The 15,721-nt window shown below is 68.0% G+C and carries 11 protein-coding genes; 2 read left to right on the top strand and 9 right to left on the bottom strand.

Going from position 1 to position 15,721, the window contains the following annotated elements; genetic code table 11:
• Window positions 1–130: 130 nt before the first annotated feature.
• Both SBI20_RS06240 and SBI20_RS06235 read right to left on the bottom strand, forming a co-directional pair.
• Window positions 131–1,549 (bottom strand): cell wall hydrolase, encoded by a 1,419-nt coding sequence (locus SBI20_RS06240; protein ID WP_317974245.1) that lies wholly within the window; start codon window positions 1,547–1,549, stop codon window positions 131–133.
• A gap of 41 nt (window positions 1,550–1,590) precedes the next feature.
• Window positions 1,591–2,898 (bottom strand): outer membrane beta-barrel protein, encoded by a 1,308-nt coding sequence (locus tag SBI20_RS06235; protein WP_317974244.1) that lies wholly within the window; start codon window positions 2,896–2,898, stop codon window positions 1,591–1,593.
• A 235-nt stretch (window positions 2,899–3,133) separates the two neighbouring features.
• On the opposite strand from SBI20_RS06235, the gene SBI20_RS06230 reads away from it, so the two are divergent.
• Complete coding sequence (locus tag SBI20_RS06230) at window positions 3,134–3,277, top strand: hypothetical protein (protein ID WP_317974243.1); 144 nt, start codon at window positions 3,134–3,136, stop codon at window positions 3,275–3,277.
• Window positions 3,278–3,671: 394 nt separating this feature from the next.
• On the opposite strand, the gene SBI20_RS06225 is transcribed toward SBI20_RS06230, so the two are convergent.
• From SBI20_RS06225 to SBI20_RS06195, 7 genes are all read right to left on the bottom strand, one after another.
• The gene (locus SBI20_RS06225) at window positions 3,672–5,063 is read right to left on the bottom strand and encodes a glycosyltransferase family 4 protein (protein WP_317974242.1); all 1,392 of its coding nucleotides are present in this window, start codon (window positions 5,061–5,063) and stop codon (window positions 3,672–3,674) included.
• Complete coding sequence (locus SBI20_RS06220; RefSeq protein ID WP_317974241.1) at window positions 5,063–6,673, bottom strand: polysaccharide pyruvyl transferase family protein; 1,611 nt, start codon at window positions 6,671–6,673, stop codon at window positions 5,063–5,065. Before SBI20_RS06220 ends, SBI20_RS06225 begins: the two co-directional genes overlap by 1 nt.
• Before the next feature lie 247 nt (window positions 6,674–6,920).
• The gene (locus SBI20_RS06215) at window positions 6,921–8,321 is read right to left on the bottom strand and encodes an efflux transporter outer membrane subunit (protein WP_317974240.1); all 1,401 of its coding nucleotides are present in this window, start codon (window positions 8,319–8,321) and stop codon (window positions 6,921–6,923) included.
• Entirely contained in the window at window positions 8,318–11,431 is a 3,114-nt protein-coding gene (locus SBI20_RS06210) for an efflux RND transporter permease subunit (protein WP_317974239.1), read from the bottom strand. Before SBI20_RS06210 ends, SBI20_RS06215 begins: the two co-directional genes overlap by 4 nt.
• A 6-nt stretch (window positions 11,432–11,437) precedes the next feature.
• Window positions 11,438–12,748 carry an efflux RND transporter periplasmic adaptor subunit gene (locus SBI20_RS06205; RefSeq protein ID WP_317974238.1) on the bottom strand — a complete coding sequence of 437 codons (1,311 nt, stop codon included), beginning with the start codon at window positions 12,746–12,748 and terminating at the stop codon, window positions 11,438–11,440.
• Between the two features lie 267 nt (window positions 12,749–13,015).
• Window positions 13,016–13,711, bottom strand: a complete 696-nt coding sequence (locus tag SBI20_RS06200) for a murein L,D-transpeptidase catalytic domain-containing protein (RefSeq protein ID WP_317974237.1) — start codon at window positions 13,709–13,711, stop codon at window positions 13,016–13,018.
• A 282-nt stretch (window positions 13,712–13,993) separates the two neighbouring features.
• Complete coding sequence (locus tag SBI20_RS06195) at window positions 13,994–14,587, bottom strand: nitroreductase family protein (protein WP_317974236.1); 594 nt, start codon at window positions 14,585–14,587, stop codon at window positions 13,994–13,996.
• 152 nt (window positions 14,588–14,739) lie between these two features.
• Between SBI20_RS06195 and SBI20_RS06190 the strand changes: the two genes are divergently transcribed.
• Window positions 14,740–15,681 (top strand): LysR family transcriptional regulator, encoded by a 942-nt coding sequence (locus tag SBI20_RS06190; RefSeq protein WP_317974235.1) that lies wholly within the window; start codon window positions 14,740–14,742, stop codon window positions 15,679–15,681.
• The last annotated feature ends 40 nt before the right edge of the window (window positions 15,682–15,721 follow it).

Here is a 15,721-nt window from a genome sequence, read left to right as displayed (position 1 = left end):
GTCATCCCCGCGCAGGCGGGAATCCAGATACTGTGGCCCGTTCGCCTGCGCGGGGATGACGAATGAAGTTCAGGAAACCGTATTTAAAAATTCAGGACACGTTCCAAAGACCTGGATTTGCCCATGCTGCCTAAAGGTGTTTGTCCGGTGCCGCCCCAGCCGTGCCACTGGTGGCCCAGTCGGCCAGCAGTCGCTGGGGCGAGGGGGGGAGGCACTGGGCCTTGTCGGCGCGGGGGGTGAGGGTGCAGTCCCACCAGGCGCCCTCGCCGCCGCCTGCGCGGTCGCGACGATAGACGAAGGCGAGCGTGCCGGATGGTGCACCCGCTGGCGTACCCGCCGGAAGCGGGCCTGCGGTCGGGCCCGATGTCGAAACCGGGCCACTGGCGGCCGCGCGCCAGCCCAGCACTAGACAGCGCGGACGGTGGCCGCACAGTTCGAGCGCCTGAAGCGCGTAGCGGCCGGGAAACAGCGCAGGATCGAGCGCAAGGCGGATCGGCGTGTCATCGCCAGAGTCGGTATGGGGCACCGCCTTGCCGGAAAGCGCAGGACCATGGAGCGCGACGAGGGCGGTTCGTTCCGGGGTGTCCTGTCCCGATGACAGGCCCGGCGCGAGGGCGGCTGCCGGGTGGAGGACATCGGCCAGCAAGGCGCTGTCGGTGGTGACCGCCCTGTCGGCCTCGGTGAGCGATGCCATGAGGGCATCGTCATCGGGCGAGAGGGCTGTTCCATGGGCCGGAGAAAGGCTTGTCAGCGCCGTTTCGACTGGTTCGCCGCCGTTTGCGCTGGCCCGACCGGCAGAAGGGCTGCGAAAGGCCGCCCCTGTCCCCCACCCGCCGCGCCAGCGATAGAACAGGTGCGCGCCCACTTGCGCGATCTTGTCGAGCGAATTGCGCCATGTGGGGACGACATAGTCGGCGTGGTAATGCGTCGCCCAGCCCACGCGCGGATCGACCGCACCGGCAAGGGCTGCCCCGGCCACGGCCCTTGCGCGCGCCCAGGCCGCCGGGCCGGGATGGCGCGCGGCAAGGCTGCCGTCGCAGGTGAAGGTGAACTGGCAACCGGTATGGCGCTCCGAACCCTGGAAGACCACGCCGCACACGCTGGCCGGATAGGCCGGGTGGCGCGCGCGGTTGAGCACGACCTGTACCACCGCCCGTTCGCCCGAGGGATCGTCGCCCGCCTCGTACCATGCGGCGGCGGCGAGGCAGTCGCGCGCGCGTTCCTGTGCGCCGGGCGATGCCGCAGGAAACAGGAACGGGGTGGCCGGATCGATCCGGTCGGCCACCGGCAAGGCGGCGTTGGATTGGCGCGCGGCCTCCGCGCTGATCGGTTCGACCGCCATCGGATCGGTGAGCGCGGGCAGGGCGGCGAGCGCGAGCCGCTGGGGCATGCCGGGCGGAGGCGGCGCCAGAACCTTGAGCAGCGTACCCAGCACCACCAGAAACAGCAGCGCCATCGCCAGCCGCAAGGCCGGTTCGGCCCAGCGCGTCCAGATGTCGGCCCCGTCTGGCAGCGGGGTATGGGGCGCTTCGTCTGGCGACGACGACACAAAAGAGGGCGATGCAAAAGGGGGGAGCGGCTGGGTCATGGTCAGAACACGTACTTGAGGGTGATGGTGGCGCGGTTCTGGTTGTATTCCCGCGGCTTGGCCGGAATGGCGGAGGTCCGCCCAAGGCGATGGAGCACCGATGCCTCGACCGAGAAGTGGGGCGCAGCCTGCCACGTGGCCGAAAGGCCCCCATTGGCATAGTGATCGACCCGGTTGCCGCCGCGATAGCGGTTGATCGAATAGCTCACACTGGGGCGCAGGATCACCCGGCGCAGCAGTTCGTGGGCCGCGCCGAGGCTGAAATCGTGCGCCTCGATGCCGGCGACATCCATGATCGGCGAGCGCTGGATGGTCTTGCCGGCAAGGAGGCTGATGGTGGTGAGTGGCGTGGCGTGCCAGTGCAGGGCAGCGGCATAGGCGAACCCGGCGATGGTGGGATAGCGCGGGCTGGCAAAGTGCTGGTGCTGGTATCCGAACGCCAGTTCGCCTTCGAGCAGCCGCTGGCGTCCGAAGGCAAGGCCCGCCATCACGGTATAGCCTTGCGAGCGGCGGGTTGCCTGCGTCGCGCCCTCGTGGGGATATCGGGTGATGTTGTAATGGGCCGAGAGGAACAGGCCGACAGCGGGGGATACCGGGTGGACCGCCCGCCCTCCGGCCACGATGTTGGTAAAGTCGCGTCCCGACAGGTCGATCGTCTCGTCGCCGTTGCGGCGGTTGTAGTAGTGAAATCCGTCGTAGTGGGCGTCGAGCGTGATGCGGGTCTGGCCCAGGGCCTGCTCGATCTGGCCGCCCAGGGTGAGCTGTGTGAAGGCGATCGGGCTGATCCCGAACAGTGTATCGCCAGTGGTGCCGCGCGTTTCGATGCGGCGGGCAAAGGAGGCGTTGAGCGTCGCCTGTGTGTCGCGGGCGAAGTCGATCCGGCCCGAGGCCGCCGCGCCGTAGCGGTCGGTCCCTTCGGCGCCGTGGACGGCATAGCGGTCGAACTGGCCATCGAGCGTGATGTCGAGCGCGTGACGGTCCCAGCGGGACTGGACCTCGACATGGGGGATCAGGCTGCCGCCGACATCGGCCACCCTAGGCGTGCGCCGGGCATAGAGATCGTCGGTGGCGATGCCGCCGAAGGCCACGCTGGGCATGATGCGCAGCGAGCCGAGCGTATAGCCGGTCCCTTCCATGCCCGGACGCACGCGGTTCTCGACCGTTTCGGGGCCGGAGCGATGATCGGGCATGTCCTGCGCAGCGGCCTGCGCGGGAAAGGCCAGCCCCGGACAGGACAGGACCCCGGCCAGAGAACACCAGCGGACCGAACACCAGCGGACCGAACTCCAGCCGACCGAGCGCCAGTTCATGGTTCGCCGGTTCGCAAGCCTGCCCTCACCGTCTCCAGCCGGGATGACGACCACGCGCGTATTGCCCCGATTTCGCTGTCGCACGCCGCCTCCTGCCACCATTGCCATGGCCCATGGTGGTATCATCGGGGCATCGGGATCGCGGCTTCAACTGCTGCCATTACTGAGGCACTTCGGGCGGATACCGCGCGCAAATGGCCCGGTCTTGCCGAAAACTGCCCTGAGGATGCCGTTCATGGGCGTATTGTTGCGTGAATTTGCGTTTTTGTTCAGGGGGCTGGGCGATGGTGTGAAAGGTTGGCCAATTCCTGCCAAACCCGGTGTATTTTTACTAAGTAGTCATCGCTTGACCGTGCGTGTTCCGGTTCACGATGCCTGACAAGCATTCCTTGACCGTGCCCTGCGATAGATGCGGGGGTGAGATCCCCAATCGCCCGTTTGACGCCCGCGCAAGTCGTCCGCATCGGACGCGTCCTTGCGCTGATCATGGCCAATGTGATGACCCTCGGGTACGTCACGGGTCTGGCTACGCCTGCCCTGGCCGGGATGATGGCCTATGGGCTGTCCCTGATGATCCTGATGGGGGTGCCCGATCAGCGCGCCTCGGAAATGCTGGGCGCGGTGGCGATCTGGATGACCGTGGCCGAGTTCCTCGCCGCCGCGCAATCAGGGCACATGATGCTCTGGCGCTGGGCGGTTTCGGTCTCGGCGCTGGCGGTCGTGCTGATCCCGCTCAAGATCCAGCACTTGCGCAGCCTGGCCCGCGCGCATCCCTATCGGGCGCTGCGCGATCTCGAACGGCGCGTGCCACCGGCCAAATCGGCGGTGATTACCGGCACCGCCGTGGCCAGACGGGATGGGCCAAGGGGCGGAGCAACGCCGCCGCCGCCCGGTCCTTCCCCGCGCGAGGATTGAAACGAACCATTGCGGACGGACAGCGCCGCCAGCCTTGCGGCATAGAAATCGAGCAGGCCTGAAACCCAGTCCTCGGGCGAAAGCGCAAGATCGTCGGTGGCGGAAAAGGCGGCCTCGCTCATCGTGCGCAGGCGCGCATCGTCACCGGCCAGATCGCGCAAGGCGCGCGACAGGGCGGGCGTATCGCGCGGGTCGATTGCCAGACCGGCCCCGCGCGCGACCAGATCATCGGCCAGCAGCGCGGTGGGCGGAAGGATGACCGGCAGGCCCGAGCGTGCCGCCTCCATCGCGACGAGGCCATAAGGCTCGGGATAGCGGCTGGGCATGATCAGGAGCCGGGCCTTGTGGGCGAGGCGGACGATCTCGGCCGGGCTGAGCCGGCCTGAAAAGCGCGCCTCGGGATGGCGGGCGCGCAGCATCGGTTCGAGCGCGCCGGTGCCGACCAGACGGAGCGGAACCCCCGCCTCGCGCGCGGCGGCGGCGGCCAGATCGGGGCCCTTGGTCTCTTCGAGGCGGCCCACGAAGAGCACCTCGCGGTTGTCTTCGGCGGCGATCCGCGTGGCCGACCACGGCGTGACCGGATTGGGCAGGGTGTGGATCGTGGCCGGATCGAAGCCGCCGCGGGCCAGCAGTGGGGCCATGCCGCCATGAATGGCCAGGATCAACGGGGCGCTGCGCCCGCGCAGGATGTGCGTCTGGATGGCGTGGCGGACGAGGCGCAGCAGCTTGTGGCTGGGCCCCTTGCGGTCGCAGGCCGCGCCAAGGCAGCCGCGCGAGAGCGGCGCATGGGGGCAGGGCGCGCCGCTGCGCAGATCGGCAAAGGCGCCGTTCGGGCAGGCCAGAAAGAAATCGTGGGCCGAGATCACCAGCCTGTCGCGCACCGGGCCAAGCGCATGGAGCACGGCGGGCGAGAGGATCTGGAGCCAGCCGTGGAGGTGGTAGATCGTGCCCGGCGTGTCGTTGTCGGCGATCCAGCGCGCGACCATTCGCGCCGCCGCGCCGTTCCACAAGGCGGCCATCGCCGCCTCGAACCGGGGGCGGGCGAGCAGGCGCGGCTGGCCCAGCGCCACGCAGGCGATCCCGGCGGCGGCCAGCGCGCCATCGTCGCCCATGTCGCCAGCGAGCAGGGTGACCGCATGGCCACGCTGGCGAAAGGCCCGCGCGGAAAGCAGCGCCAGCGCGCTGGCCCCGCCCATCGGCCGGGCCAGATCGTTGATCACGACGATCCGTTCGATGGGGCCCCCGCACATCAGATGGCCCCCGGACGGGCCGTGGCGGGGGAGGCTTGGCCCAGAGCCGCAACCGGCCCGGCCTCGCGTTCGGGAACTTTGCCCGCAGTTTTGCCCGCAGTTTTGATCGCAGACGCGGCGGCCGGGCTGGCGGGATGGGCCGGTACAGGCCCAATGGCGCCCGCAATCCGCGCGCCCAGCGCGGCGACATCGGCGCGGGTGCCGGCGATCAGCCGGTCGAGCGCGGCCCGGTCGACCCCTTCGTCGAGTGCGGCGAGTGCCAGTTCGGCCATGGCCACCGGCGCCATGGCGAGGCCATCGACGGCATAGCGGCTGCGCCCGGCCAGCGCGAAGAAGCTGGCCAGCTTGGCGTCCCAGGTCAGCCCGATGGTGGGCACCGCGAAGGAATGGGCGGCGATACACGCATGCATGCGGTGGGCGATCACCAGATCGCAGCCCGCGACGAACCTGGCCAGATCGGCAGGCGCGGCGAAGGGGGCGGCCAGGCTGATCCGCCCGCGCGACAGGCACGGAGCGCCCCCGATCCAGTCTGCCGCGGCGCGCTCCTGCGTCCAGTCTGCGGCGTGGGTGACGAGGCATTCGCGGTCTTCCGGGCTGCCATTGGTGAACAGGACGACATGCATGCCCTGCCGCGCCAGGGCGTGGGCGAGGGCGCCGTACCAGTCGATCAGGGGGCGGTCGCGATGATGCGGGGCGGGGGAGGATACGGCCCCCGTGGTTGCGTTTTCTTCCCCCTGATGGTGTTGGCCGACATGATAGCGCAGCGCGAGCGGGGCGGTTATGCACAGGCCGATCCGCCGTTCGCCCGGCTGGCTATTCCGGGCGCCATGCGGGGAGGCGTGGGGGTAGTGCAGGCTGGCCAGAAGCCCTGGATCGCCGACCACGCGCGCGGGCGGGGCGCCTTGCGGCACGAGCTGGACAGTCCATGCCTCGCGGCTGCGTTCGTCGCGCACGGTGGCGTGGGCGAGCGGGCGGCGGGCCAGTGCGCGGGCGAACAGGTGGCGCCCATGGGCCGACCAGTTGCCGCTGGCCCCCACGGCGTGGATGGCCAGCGGGAGATCGCGGCGGGTCACTTCGCGGGCGGCCCCGGCCAGCTTGGTCGGGAAATTGAGGTCCGCGTCGGTCAGCAGGTTGCCCCCGCCGATCACCGCCGCGTGGCATCCGGCCAGCCGCGCGCGGATATGGGGGCGCAGGCGCCAGCGGGTGACGAGGGCCAGCGCCGTGCCCGCCGCGACATGGCGCAGGCGCGGCGGCATCGCTTCGAGCAGGGCCATGATGTGGCGGCGGCGCGAGGCGCTGGCGGCGACAGGCCCGGAGGAGGAGGAGGGGGCGGCTGCGGGCCAGCCGGCGCGCCCGGCAATGTCGATGGAGAAGACCTCTGCCCCGCCCAGCGCGGCGCTCAATTCGCGTTCGAGGCATTCGGCCAGCAGGCCATCGCCCAGATTGGGGCTGTACTTGACGTTGAGCAGCGCGATCCGCAGCCGCGCCGGAGCCCGCCTGCCAACGCGCGCGCGCGCATCAGGGCCCTTGGCCCCGGAGGCATTTCCGGGCCGGAAAGAGCGCAAGAACGGGGGAAATGGCGGCATCGCGGCGAAGAACCCCTGAACCATGGACGCGCGGCCAAGCGCCGCTTCCTGTGGCCCAGTGTTCCCGCCCTGCCGCGCTGCGGCAAGGCACGATGCACCCGGATCGTCACCGTAACGGAGGCAACCGGGCGGCCACAAATGGTTCGGTGGTTGCCATGCCCGCCCTTGCCGACAACACAGCGGTAACCAAAGCTAATGGGGTGCAGGGGGCCTTGCCCCCTGCGGTATCCCTTGTTCTTCGATGCTTTAATTCGCGAAGCGATGGCCCCGATCAGGGGGTAAGGCCGCCGCCCAGCACCTGATAGAGGGTGACCATGTTGGTCGCGCGGACGAGCCGGGCGCTGATCAGCATCTGGCGGGCGGCATAGGCGGTGCGGTCGGCGTCGAGCGGTTCGAGGAAGGTGTTGAGCCCGTTGGCATAGAGCGAGCGGGTGATCTGCGCGGCCTTCTGCGCATTGGCGACATTGCTTTCCTGCGCGGCGATGCGGTCCTCGATCGTGCCGCGCCGGGCCAGGGCATCGGCCACTTCGCGAAACGCGGTCTGGATCGCCCCTTCATAGGAGGCGACCGCCGCATCGCGCGCGGCCTTGGCATAGGCGAGGTTGCCCGCCCGCTGGCCGCCGTCGAACAGGGTCTGGGTGATGCTGCCGCTCACGCTCCATGCGAACGAGCCGCCGTCGAACAGGCTGGTCAGGCCAGAACTGGCCGCGCCCGCCAGCCCGGTGAGCGAGATCGTCGGGAAAAAGGCCGCGCGGGCCGCCCCGATGCGGGCATTGGTGGCCTTGAGCATGTGTTCGGCTTCGAGCACGTCGGGGCGGCGCAGCAGGACTTGCGAGGAGAGGCCGACCGGGAGGCTGCCCAGCATCTGGTCGCCATTGCCCAGCGTGGTGGGCAACTGCGCCTCGGGAACGGCCCCGCCGGTGAGCACTTCGAGGGCGTTGCGGTCCTGTGCCACGGCGGTCGTGTAGTCGGCGACATCGGCGCGGGCGGTGTCGAGCGCGGTCTGGGCCTGGGCCACGGCCAGACGCGTGCCCAGACCATTGCTTTCGAGCTGCCGGGTGAGGGCGACGGTCTTGATCCGCGTGTCGAGCGTGTCTTGCGCGATGGCCAGCGCATCGCGGTCGGCGGCCAGCGTCAGCCAGGCCGAGGCGGTTTCCGAGACGAGCGCGATCTGGGTCGCCTTGCGGCCTTCGTCTGTCGCCAGATAAGTCTCGAAGGCGGCCTTGCTGGTGTTGCGCAGGCGGCCGAAGAGATCGGCCTCGAAGGCCGAGACACCGCCGTTGAGCTGGAAGGTGTGCGTTGTCGTGCCCTTGCTGCGCGTGTCGGACGCGCTGGGCCCGGCGCTCAGTGTCGGGAAAATGGCGGCGCGATCGACCTTGTAGGTCGCGCGGGCCTGGGCGACGGCGGCCACCGCGCTGCGCAAGTTGCGGTTGTTGGCCAGCGCCTGCCCGATGGTTTCCTTCAGGCGCGGATCGGTAAAGAAGGCCTGCCAGCCGATGCTGTCGATGGCGGTGTCGCCGGTTGCCAGCGCCGGATAGGACGCGCCTTGCGGCAGGGCCGGGGCGACCGGAAGGTCGGGGCGGACATATTTGGGCGCCATGTTGCAGGCCGACAGGGCGAGCAGGGCCCCCCCGGTCAGGGCCGCGCGGGCCATGGTCGTCATCGGGCTCATTGCGCGGTCTCCTTGTCCGAATGGCCGAACAGGCGCTTGACCAGCACGAAGAACAGCGGGACCAGGAAGATCGCGAGCAGCGTGGCCGAGACCATGCCGCCCAGAACCCCCGTACCGATCTCGCGGCGGCCATTGGCGCCCGCGCCGCTGGCCACGGCAAGCGGGATGACGCCCGCGATGAAGGCCACCGAGGTCATGATGATCGGGCGGAAGCGCAGGCGTGCGGCTTCCAGCGCGGCATCGAGCGGCTTCATGCCCCGATGCAGCGCGGCTTCGGCGAACTCGACGATGAGGATCGCGTTCTTGGCCGAAAGCCCGATGGTGGTGAGCAGCGCGACCTGAAAGTAGATGTCGTTGGTAAAGCCGCGCAAGGTGACGGCCAGCACCGCCCCCACGACCCCCAGCGGGATCACCAGCAGCACCGAGACCGGCACCGACCAGCTTTCATAGAGCGCGGCAAGGCACAGGAAGATGAAGAACACCGAGATGCCATAGAGCACGCCGGTCTGGCTGCTCGCCGCGCGTTCCTGATACGAAAGGCCCGTCCACGCGACGGTGTAGCCCCCGTTCATCGCCCCGGCGAGCTTTTCCATCTGGGCCATGGCCTGGCCCGAGCTGATCCCCGGTGTCGGGTTGCCGACGATTTCCTGTGCAGCGATGCCGTTGAAGCGCGGCAGCACGGGCGGGGCGACGATCCATTCGGTCTTGGCGAAGGCCGAGAACGGCGCCATCGCGCCATTGTTGCCGCGCACGTACCACTGGCCCAGATCCTGCGGGCGCGAGCGGAACGGCGCATCGCCCTGGACATAGACGCGCTTGACGCGGCCCCGGTCGACGAAGTCGTTGACATAGGTGCTGCCCCAGGCGGTCGAAAGCGTGGAGTTCACGTTGGCCGGCGAGATCTGGAAGGCGGTGATCGCCTCGTCGTTGACGGTGATCTTGAGCTGGTTGGTATCCTCCAGCCCCTGAAGGCGTGCCTGCGCGACCTGGCCCGAGCCATTGGCGTCCTCGACCAGCTGCTTGCGCGCGGCGGTCAGCGCGGTGCGGCCAAGGCCTTGCGAATCCTGAAGGTACATGTCGAACCCGGCGGCATTGCCAAGGCCCCGGATCGAGGGCGGCGCGAGCACGAAGACTTGCGCTCTGGTGCCCAGCTTCTCGGCCAGCAGGCGATTGAGGCGCAGCGCCATGGCCGAGGCGCTGTTGGCCGTGCCGGGCCGCTCGTCCCAGTCCTTGAGCAGGACGAAGCCCTGGCCGGTGTTCTGGCCCGAGCCGCCCTGCCCACGGCCCGTGACGAGGAACATCGCGCGGATATTGTCGCCTTCGGTCTGCTTGATCAGCTTCTGCGCCTCGTTGGCGAGGGTCTGCGTCTGCTCCATCGTCGAGCCGACGGGCAGGGTATAGACGACCATCAACTGGCCCTGGTCCTCTTCGGGCAGGAAGCTGGTGGGGATGCGCATATAGAGAAAGATCATCGCGGCAACGATCACCACGAAGGCCAGCATCCAGGGCAGCGGACGCCCGACGACCTGCTTGAGGCGGCCGTGATAGGCCCCCTGAAGGCTGTCGTAGCGGCGGTTGAAGCCCTGGAAGAAGCGCCCCTTGGGCTTTTCGGTCTGCTTGAGCAGGGTGGCGCACAGGGCCGGGGTGAGGACCAGCGCGACCATCACCGAAAGGCTCATCGCCGATACGATGGTAACCGAGAACTGGCGATAGATCACGCCCGTCGAGCCGCCGAACAGCGCCATCGGCACGAACACGGCGGTGAGCACGAGGGTAATGCCGATCAGCGCCGAGGTGATCTCGCCCATCGACTTGACGGTCGCTTCGAGCGGGGGAAGGTGTTCCTCGTGCATCACGCGCTCGACGTTCTCGACCACGACGATGGCATCGTCGACCAGCAGGCCGATGGCCAGCACGAGGCCGAACATGGTGAGCGTGTTGACCGTGTAGCCGAGCAGCGAGAGGATGCCGAACGTGCCCAGAAGAACGACCGGCACCGCGATCGTGGGGATCAGCGTGGCCCGCCAGTTCTGGAGGAACACGAACATCACGACCACCACCAGCGCGATGGCCTCGATCAGGGCCTTGACCACTTCTTCGATCGAGATTTTCACGAAGGTGCTGGAATCGCGCGGATATTCGATATGATACCCTTGCGGCAGATCCTTTGAAAGCTCGTCGACCCTGGCCTTGACCAGCTTGGCCGTGGTCATCGCATTGGCGCCCGAGGCCAGGCTGACCGACAGGCCGGTGGCCGGATAGCCATTGAGGGTGTTGATCGAACTGTAGTTTTCCTGACCCATCTCGACGCGCGCAACGTCCGACAGATGCACCACGCCGCCATCGGCCGAGGACTTGAGGACGACCTTTTTGAAGTCGTCGACCGTTTGGAGGCGCGAGCGGGCGGTGACCGTGGCGTCGAGCCGCTGGCCCTGCGGGGCGGGCAGGGCGCCGATTTCGCCGGCGGGAACCTGCGTGTTCTGTGCGGTGAGCGCGGCGGTCACGTCCGAGGGCATCAGGTTGACCGCCGCCAGCTTGGCCGGATCGAGCCAGATGCGCATCGCATAGGACGAGCCGAACACGTCGGCCGAACCCACGCCCTCGACGCGCGAGAGCGGGTCCTGGAAATGGGTGGTCAGATAGTCGGCGATGTCCGCGACGGTGCTGCGCCCGCTGGTGTCATAGAGCGCGAGCACGAGCAGCATGTCGCTCTGCGCCTTGGTCACCGTCACGCCCAGTTGCTGGACGACGGCGGGCAGGCGGCTGAGCGAGCGCGAGATCGCGTTCTGGACCTGGACTTGCGCGGTATCGGGATTGGTGCCCTTCTCGAAAGTCACCGTGATCGAGGACGAGCCGTTGGAACTGGTCGAGGTGAAATAGAGCATCCCGTCGATGCCCTTGAGCTGTTGCTCAAGCACCTGCGTCACGCTGTTTTCGACCGCTGCGGCATCGGCGCCGTTGTAGGTGGCGCTGATCGAGACGGTGGGGGGCGCGATATCGGGATATTGCTCGATCCCCATCGTGGAGATCGCAAAGGCGCCTGCGGACATCACCACGATGGCGATGACCCAGGCAAAGATCGGGCGGTGGGCGAAGAAGCGCGAGAGCATGGGGGCTTACTTTGTCCCCTGCGCCGGTGCGGTCATCGTCGTGCCCGGCGTGTTGTCGCCATCGCTCTGGCCATCACTACTCTGGCCATTACTGCTCTGATCGTCATCGGTCTTCACGATCTCGCTGCGGGCGGGGCTGGCCTTGACCTTGGCCCCCGGACGGGCCTTGACGAGGCCTTCGGTGATGACCTTGTCCCCGGCCTTGAGACCCCTGGAAACGAGCCAGTTGGTGCCCACGGCGACATCGGCGACGATATCACGGGTTTCGGCCTCGCCCTTGGCATTGATGACCAGCACCGTGGCCGAGCCGCGCGGGGTGCGGCTGACCGCGCCCTGGGGCACGAGGATGCCGTTGGGCACGATCCCCTCGATGATCCGCGCCTTGACGAAGAGGCCGGGCAGCAGGTCGTAGTGCGGGTTCGCCACGGTCACGCGCAAGGTCACCGTGCCGGTCTCGGGATCGACATCGACATCGGCAAAATTGAGCCGTCCCTCGACCGGCCAGACCGTGCCATCGGACAGGATCACCTTGACCCGCGCGGCGCCATCAGCGGCCAGCTTGCCCGATTGCAGCGCGCGGCGCAGCGCGAGGTAGTCGTTGCTCGATTGCTGGATATTGACCCACATGGGGTCGAATTTCTGGATCTTGGCGAGGGCATTGGTCTGGCTGGAGGTGACCAGCGCGCCCTTGGTGATGCTCGATACGCCGATCCGCCCGGTGATCGGGGCGAGAATGCGGGTAAAGCCCAGGCTCACCTGCGCGGCCTGCAAGGCGCCCTTGTTGGCCAGAACCTGCCCGCGCGCCTGGTTGTAGCTGGCCATCGCGTCGAGCGCGTCCTGCCGCGAGATGCCGCCCTGCGCGGCCATCAGCTTGTAGCGCTCGGCCTTCAGGCGCAGCGATTCCACCATGGCCTGGCTGGCCGCAAGATTGCCTGCGGCCTGGTTGGCATTGGCGGCATAGTTGCGGGAATCGATCTGGTAGAGCGGCTGCCCGGCATGGACCATGGTGCCTTCGGTGAACAGGCGTTCCATGATGATCCCGGTAACCTGCGGGCGCACTTCGGCCACTTCGGAAGCGACCGTGCGGCCCGACAGCTCGGTCGAAACCGGAACCGGTGTGGGCGTGGCCACGATATAGCCGACCTGAATGTCCTTTGGCTTGGGGGCTTCCTGGCCCCCGCCACACCCGCTCAGGGCCAGGCAGGCCGGGACCAGAAAGGCCAGCGCAAACGGGGAGAAGGAGGAAAACGATCGCGCGCCGACCGCGCGAAGCCCCGGAAACCGGACAGAGGATGCAACCGGACGACTATGCAGCATTCTTTCACCGACTTGAGTGATTCGGGCAAGGCGGTAGCACAGCTTCGGTTCGGTCCCTGTCGGCAAACGCGGCTTGCGACACTTTGAGACACAAGCCGCGCTCATGCACCTTGATCACGTTGTCGGGATCACACAATGCGGGGTATGGCAAGCGCAATCGCCGTGAGAGGAAATAAATCTTCCTCCACGGAACCGCGCTTGCAAGCATGCGTTGGACTGCCCTTTGCCCGCATGTGGTGCGGGAAAGAGGGTGCAAAAGGGCGTCGCTCAGCGCGCGGCGAAGAGCAGGCGACCGGGGCCCAGCAGGCCCAGAACATGGTCGATGTCGTTGCCCGAGACGGCAAAGCAGCCCTGGCTGCGGCCGACGCGGCCCTGCATGCTGGCGATCGAGGGGCCGACATAGCTGGCCGCGTGAATGACGATCCCGCGCGGCTGGGCCAGATTGTTTTCCGGGTCGAGCCCGATCAGCCGGCGCGAGCGGCCATGGCGCCCGTAATAGGTTTCGCCGGTCAGGAAGCTGCCGCTGCACGAGGCTTCCGAGCCATATTCGTTCGAGAGCCGCTCCACCCAGCCCTTGTTCGACGGGTCGGACCCGCGACCATGGGCGACGAGGTGCGAGGACAGCACGCGGCCCGAGGCCACGTCGATCAACTGCATGCGGGCCTCGCGCGAGGGGGCCGAGAAATCGACCACGCCGATCACGTCGCGTGCGGCCAGCGCATTGCCATGATGGTGCAGGGCGCCGTAAGCCTGCACGAGCAGGGGCGAGGACAGGGCCGCGGCGGGCACTGTCGGGATCGCCTTGGCGCCCGCGCCAAGCCCCGGAGTCCATGCACCGGGAGCCCGCAGGCCGGAACGGCCCGCCTGTTGCGGTGCGATAGCTTCGGCTGCGGCGCGCGGAAACAGTGCCGTGGCGGCCGTGCCGGCCAGTGCGCCAAGCATCTGGCGCCTGCCCATGATCATGATTGCGAGACCCCGAAACGAAATGGTTTAAGTGTGATGTTCGTCCGTTCACCAAGATAGGCAGCGTGGGGTGGGCTTGCCAAGGGCACGATGGGTGCGATTGCGATGAATAGTGTTCTTTGTCCCGCTGACCGTTGCCGCAGACGGGAACCCCGGCGCGCTTCAGGGATTGTTGCGCACTGATCTTGTGCGATGCGGGGCCGCGAATCGCTTGCTGGGGGTTTGGTCAGACGCGGGCCGGTTGGGGCTGGATGGCGCGCGCCTGACCAAAGGGGTGGGCGATCAGGCCGGAAGCGCAGCGAACGGACCGGCCACGGCCACTTCGGCCACCGGCTTGCGGGTGCCGGGGTGTTCACGCGCGGCGAGGAAGTCGGGCAGCTTGTCGGCGCTGTCGAGTTTGCCGATCACGGTGGCCGCTTCCACGCGCCAGCCTTCGGGGATGCCGAGCACGCTGCGGGCCTTGTCGAAGTCGATCCCGGTCATGCCGTGGGTCTGGTAGCCCAGCGCGGTGGCCTGAAGCGCCAGCAGGGCCCAGGCCGCGCCCGCGTCGAAGCTGTGGCTGTAGAGCGGGCTGGTGGTGCCGTCGGGTGCGGTGCTGGTTTCGGTCGAGATGATGAACACCAGCGCGCCCGCACTGGCGGCCCAGCCCTGGTTGAAGGGGATCAGGATGTCGAGGAAGGCATCCCAGTGGGCATCGCCCTTGACCGCGTAGAGGAAGCGCCAGGGCTGAAAGTTGAACGCCGAAGGGGCAAGGCCGGCGGCCTCGAAGATCGTGGCAAGATCCTGGGCGGGAACGGGCTGGCCGTCGAACGAGCGGGGCGACCAGCGATCGACGATGGCCGGGAGGATGCGGGGATCGGCAGTGCGGGTGGTCATCGATGAACTCCAGGTCATTGGAAGAGCGGCAAAACGGGGCCCACACCGGGCATGGACCATGCTTCGTGGCCCTGATTGCCCGCAAACGGGCTTTTCGATAATCCCGATAATTCTGATAAGGATGTTCAAATCTTTTGAACAGGACCCCGCGCGTGGATGTAGGCCAGCCCAGTATCGACCAGATTCGCATCTTTCTGGCGATTGTCGATGAAGGCAGTTTCAATGGCGCGGCGCGGCGCATGGGGCGGGCGATCTCGGTGATCAGCTATGGCATCGCCAACCTCGAAGGGCAGCTGGGGGTGTCGCTGTTCGACCGCGAGGGCTCGCGCAAGCCGCAACTGACCGATGCGGGCCGGGCGGTGCTCGCCAGCGCGCGGGCGGTGGCCGACGATGTCGACGCGATGATGGCGCGGGTGCGCGGCCACAACCAGGGGCTCGAAGCCGAGCTGACGGTGGCGGTCGATGTGATGTTTCCAACCCGCCTGCTCGCGCGGCTGCTTCAGGATTTCCTGATCGCTTTCCCTACGGTGGACTTGCGCCTTCATGTCGAGGCGCTTGGCGCGGTCACCGCGCTTCTGCTCGAAAAGCGCGCCGATCTGGGCATTGCCGGGGCGGTGATGGTCGATGATCCCGCGCTTGAGCGCATGGCCATCGGGCAGGTCGATCTCGTGCCGGTGGCAGCGCCCGGCCATGCGCTGGCGCAAATGGCCGCGCGCACGGGCGCGCTGGCGCCGGGGGTGGGGCGCAACTATCTCCAGCTCGTGCTGTCCGACCGCTCCTCGCTTACGGCAGGGCGCGATTTCTCGGTCATGGCCGCGCGGACATGGCGGCTGGGCGATCTGGGGGCCAAGCACGCGCTGCTGCTTCAGGGGATCGGCTGGGGCAACATGCCCCGTCATGTCGTGGCCGGGGATCTGGAGGCGGGGCGGCTCGTGCACCTGCCGATGCCCGAGAGCGGGGCGATTTCCTATCCGTTCTATGCCCAGTGGCGGCGCGATTGCCCGGCGGGGCCGGCGCGGGCCTGGCTGCTCGAACAGCTCATGGCCCGCGACTGTACCGAACGGGCGCCGGGGCAGGGGAATGCTGGCAGGTGATATTCGCACCTGCAAAAAAAGTGTCATCGTTCTGGCACGA

It is taken from the genome of Novosphingobium sp. IK01, from assembly GCF_033242265.1.
Taxonomy (GTDB): Bacteria; Pseudomonadota; Alphaproteobacteria; order Sphingomonadales; family Sphingomonadaceae; genus Novosphingobium; species Novosphingobium pituita.
The sequence above is the reverse complement of the archived record's forward strand: the minus strand, read 5'-3'. Positions and strand labels throughout refer to the sequence as shown.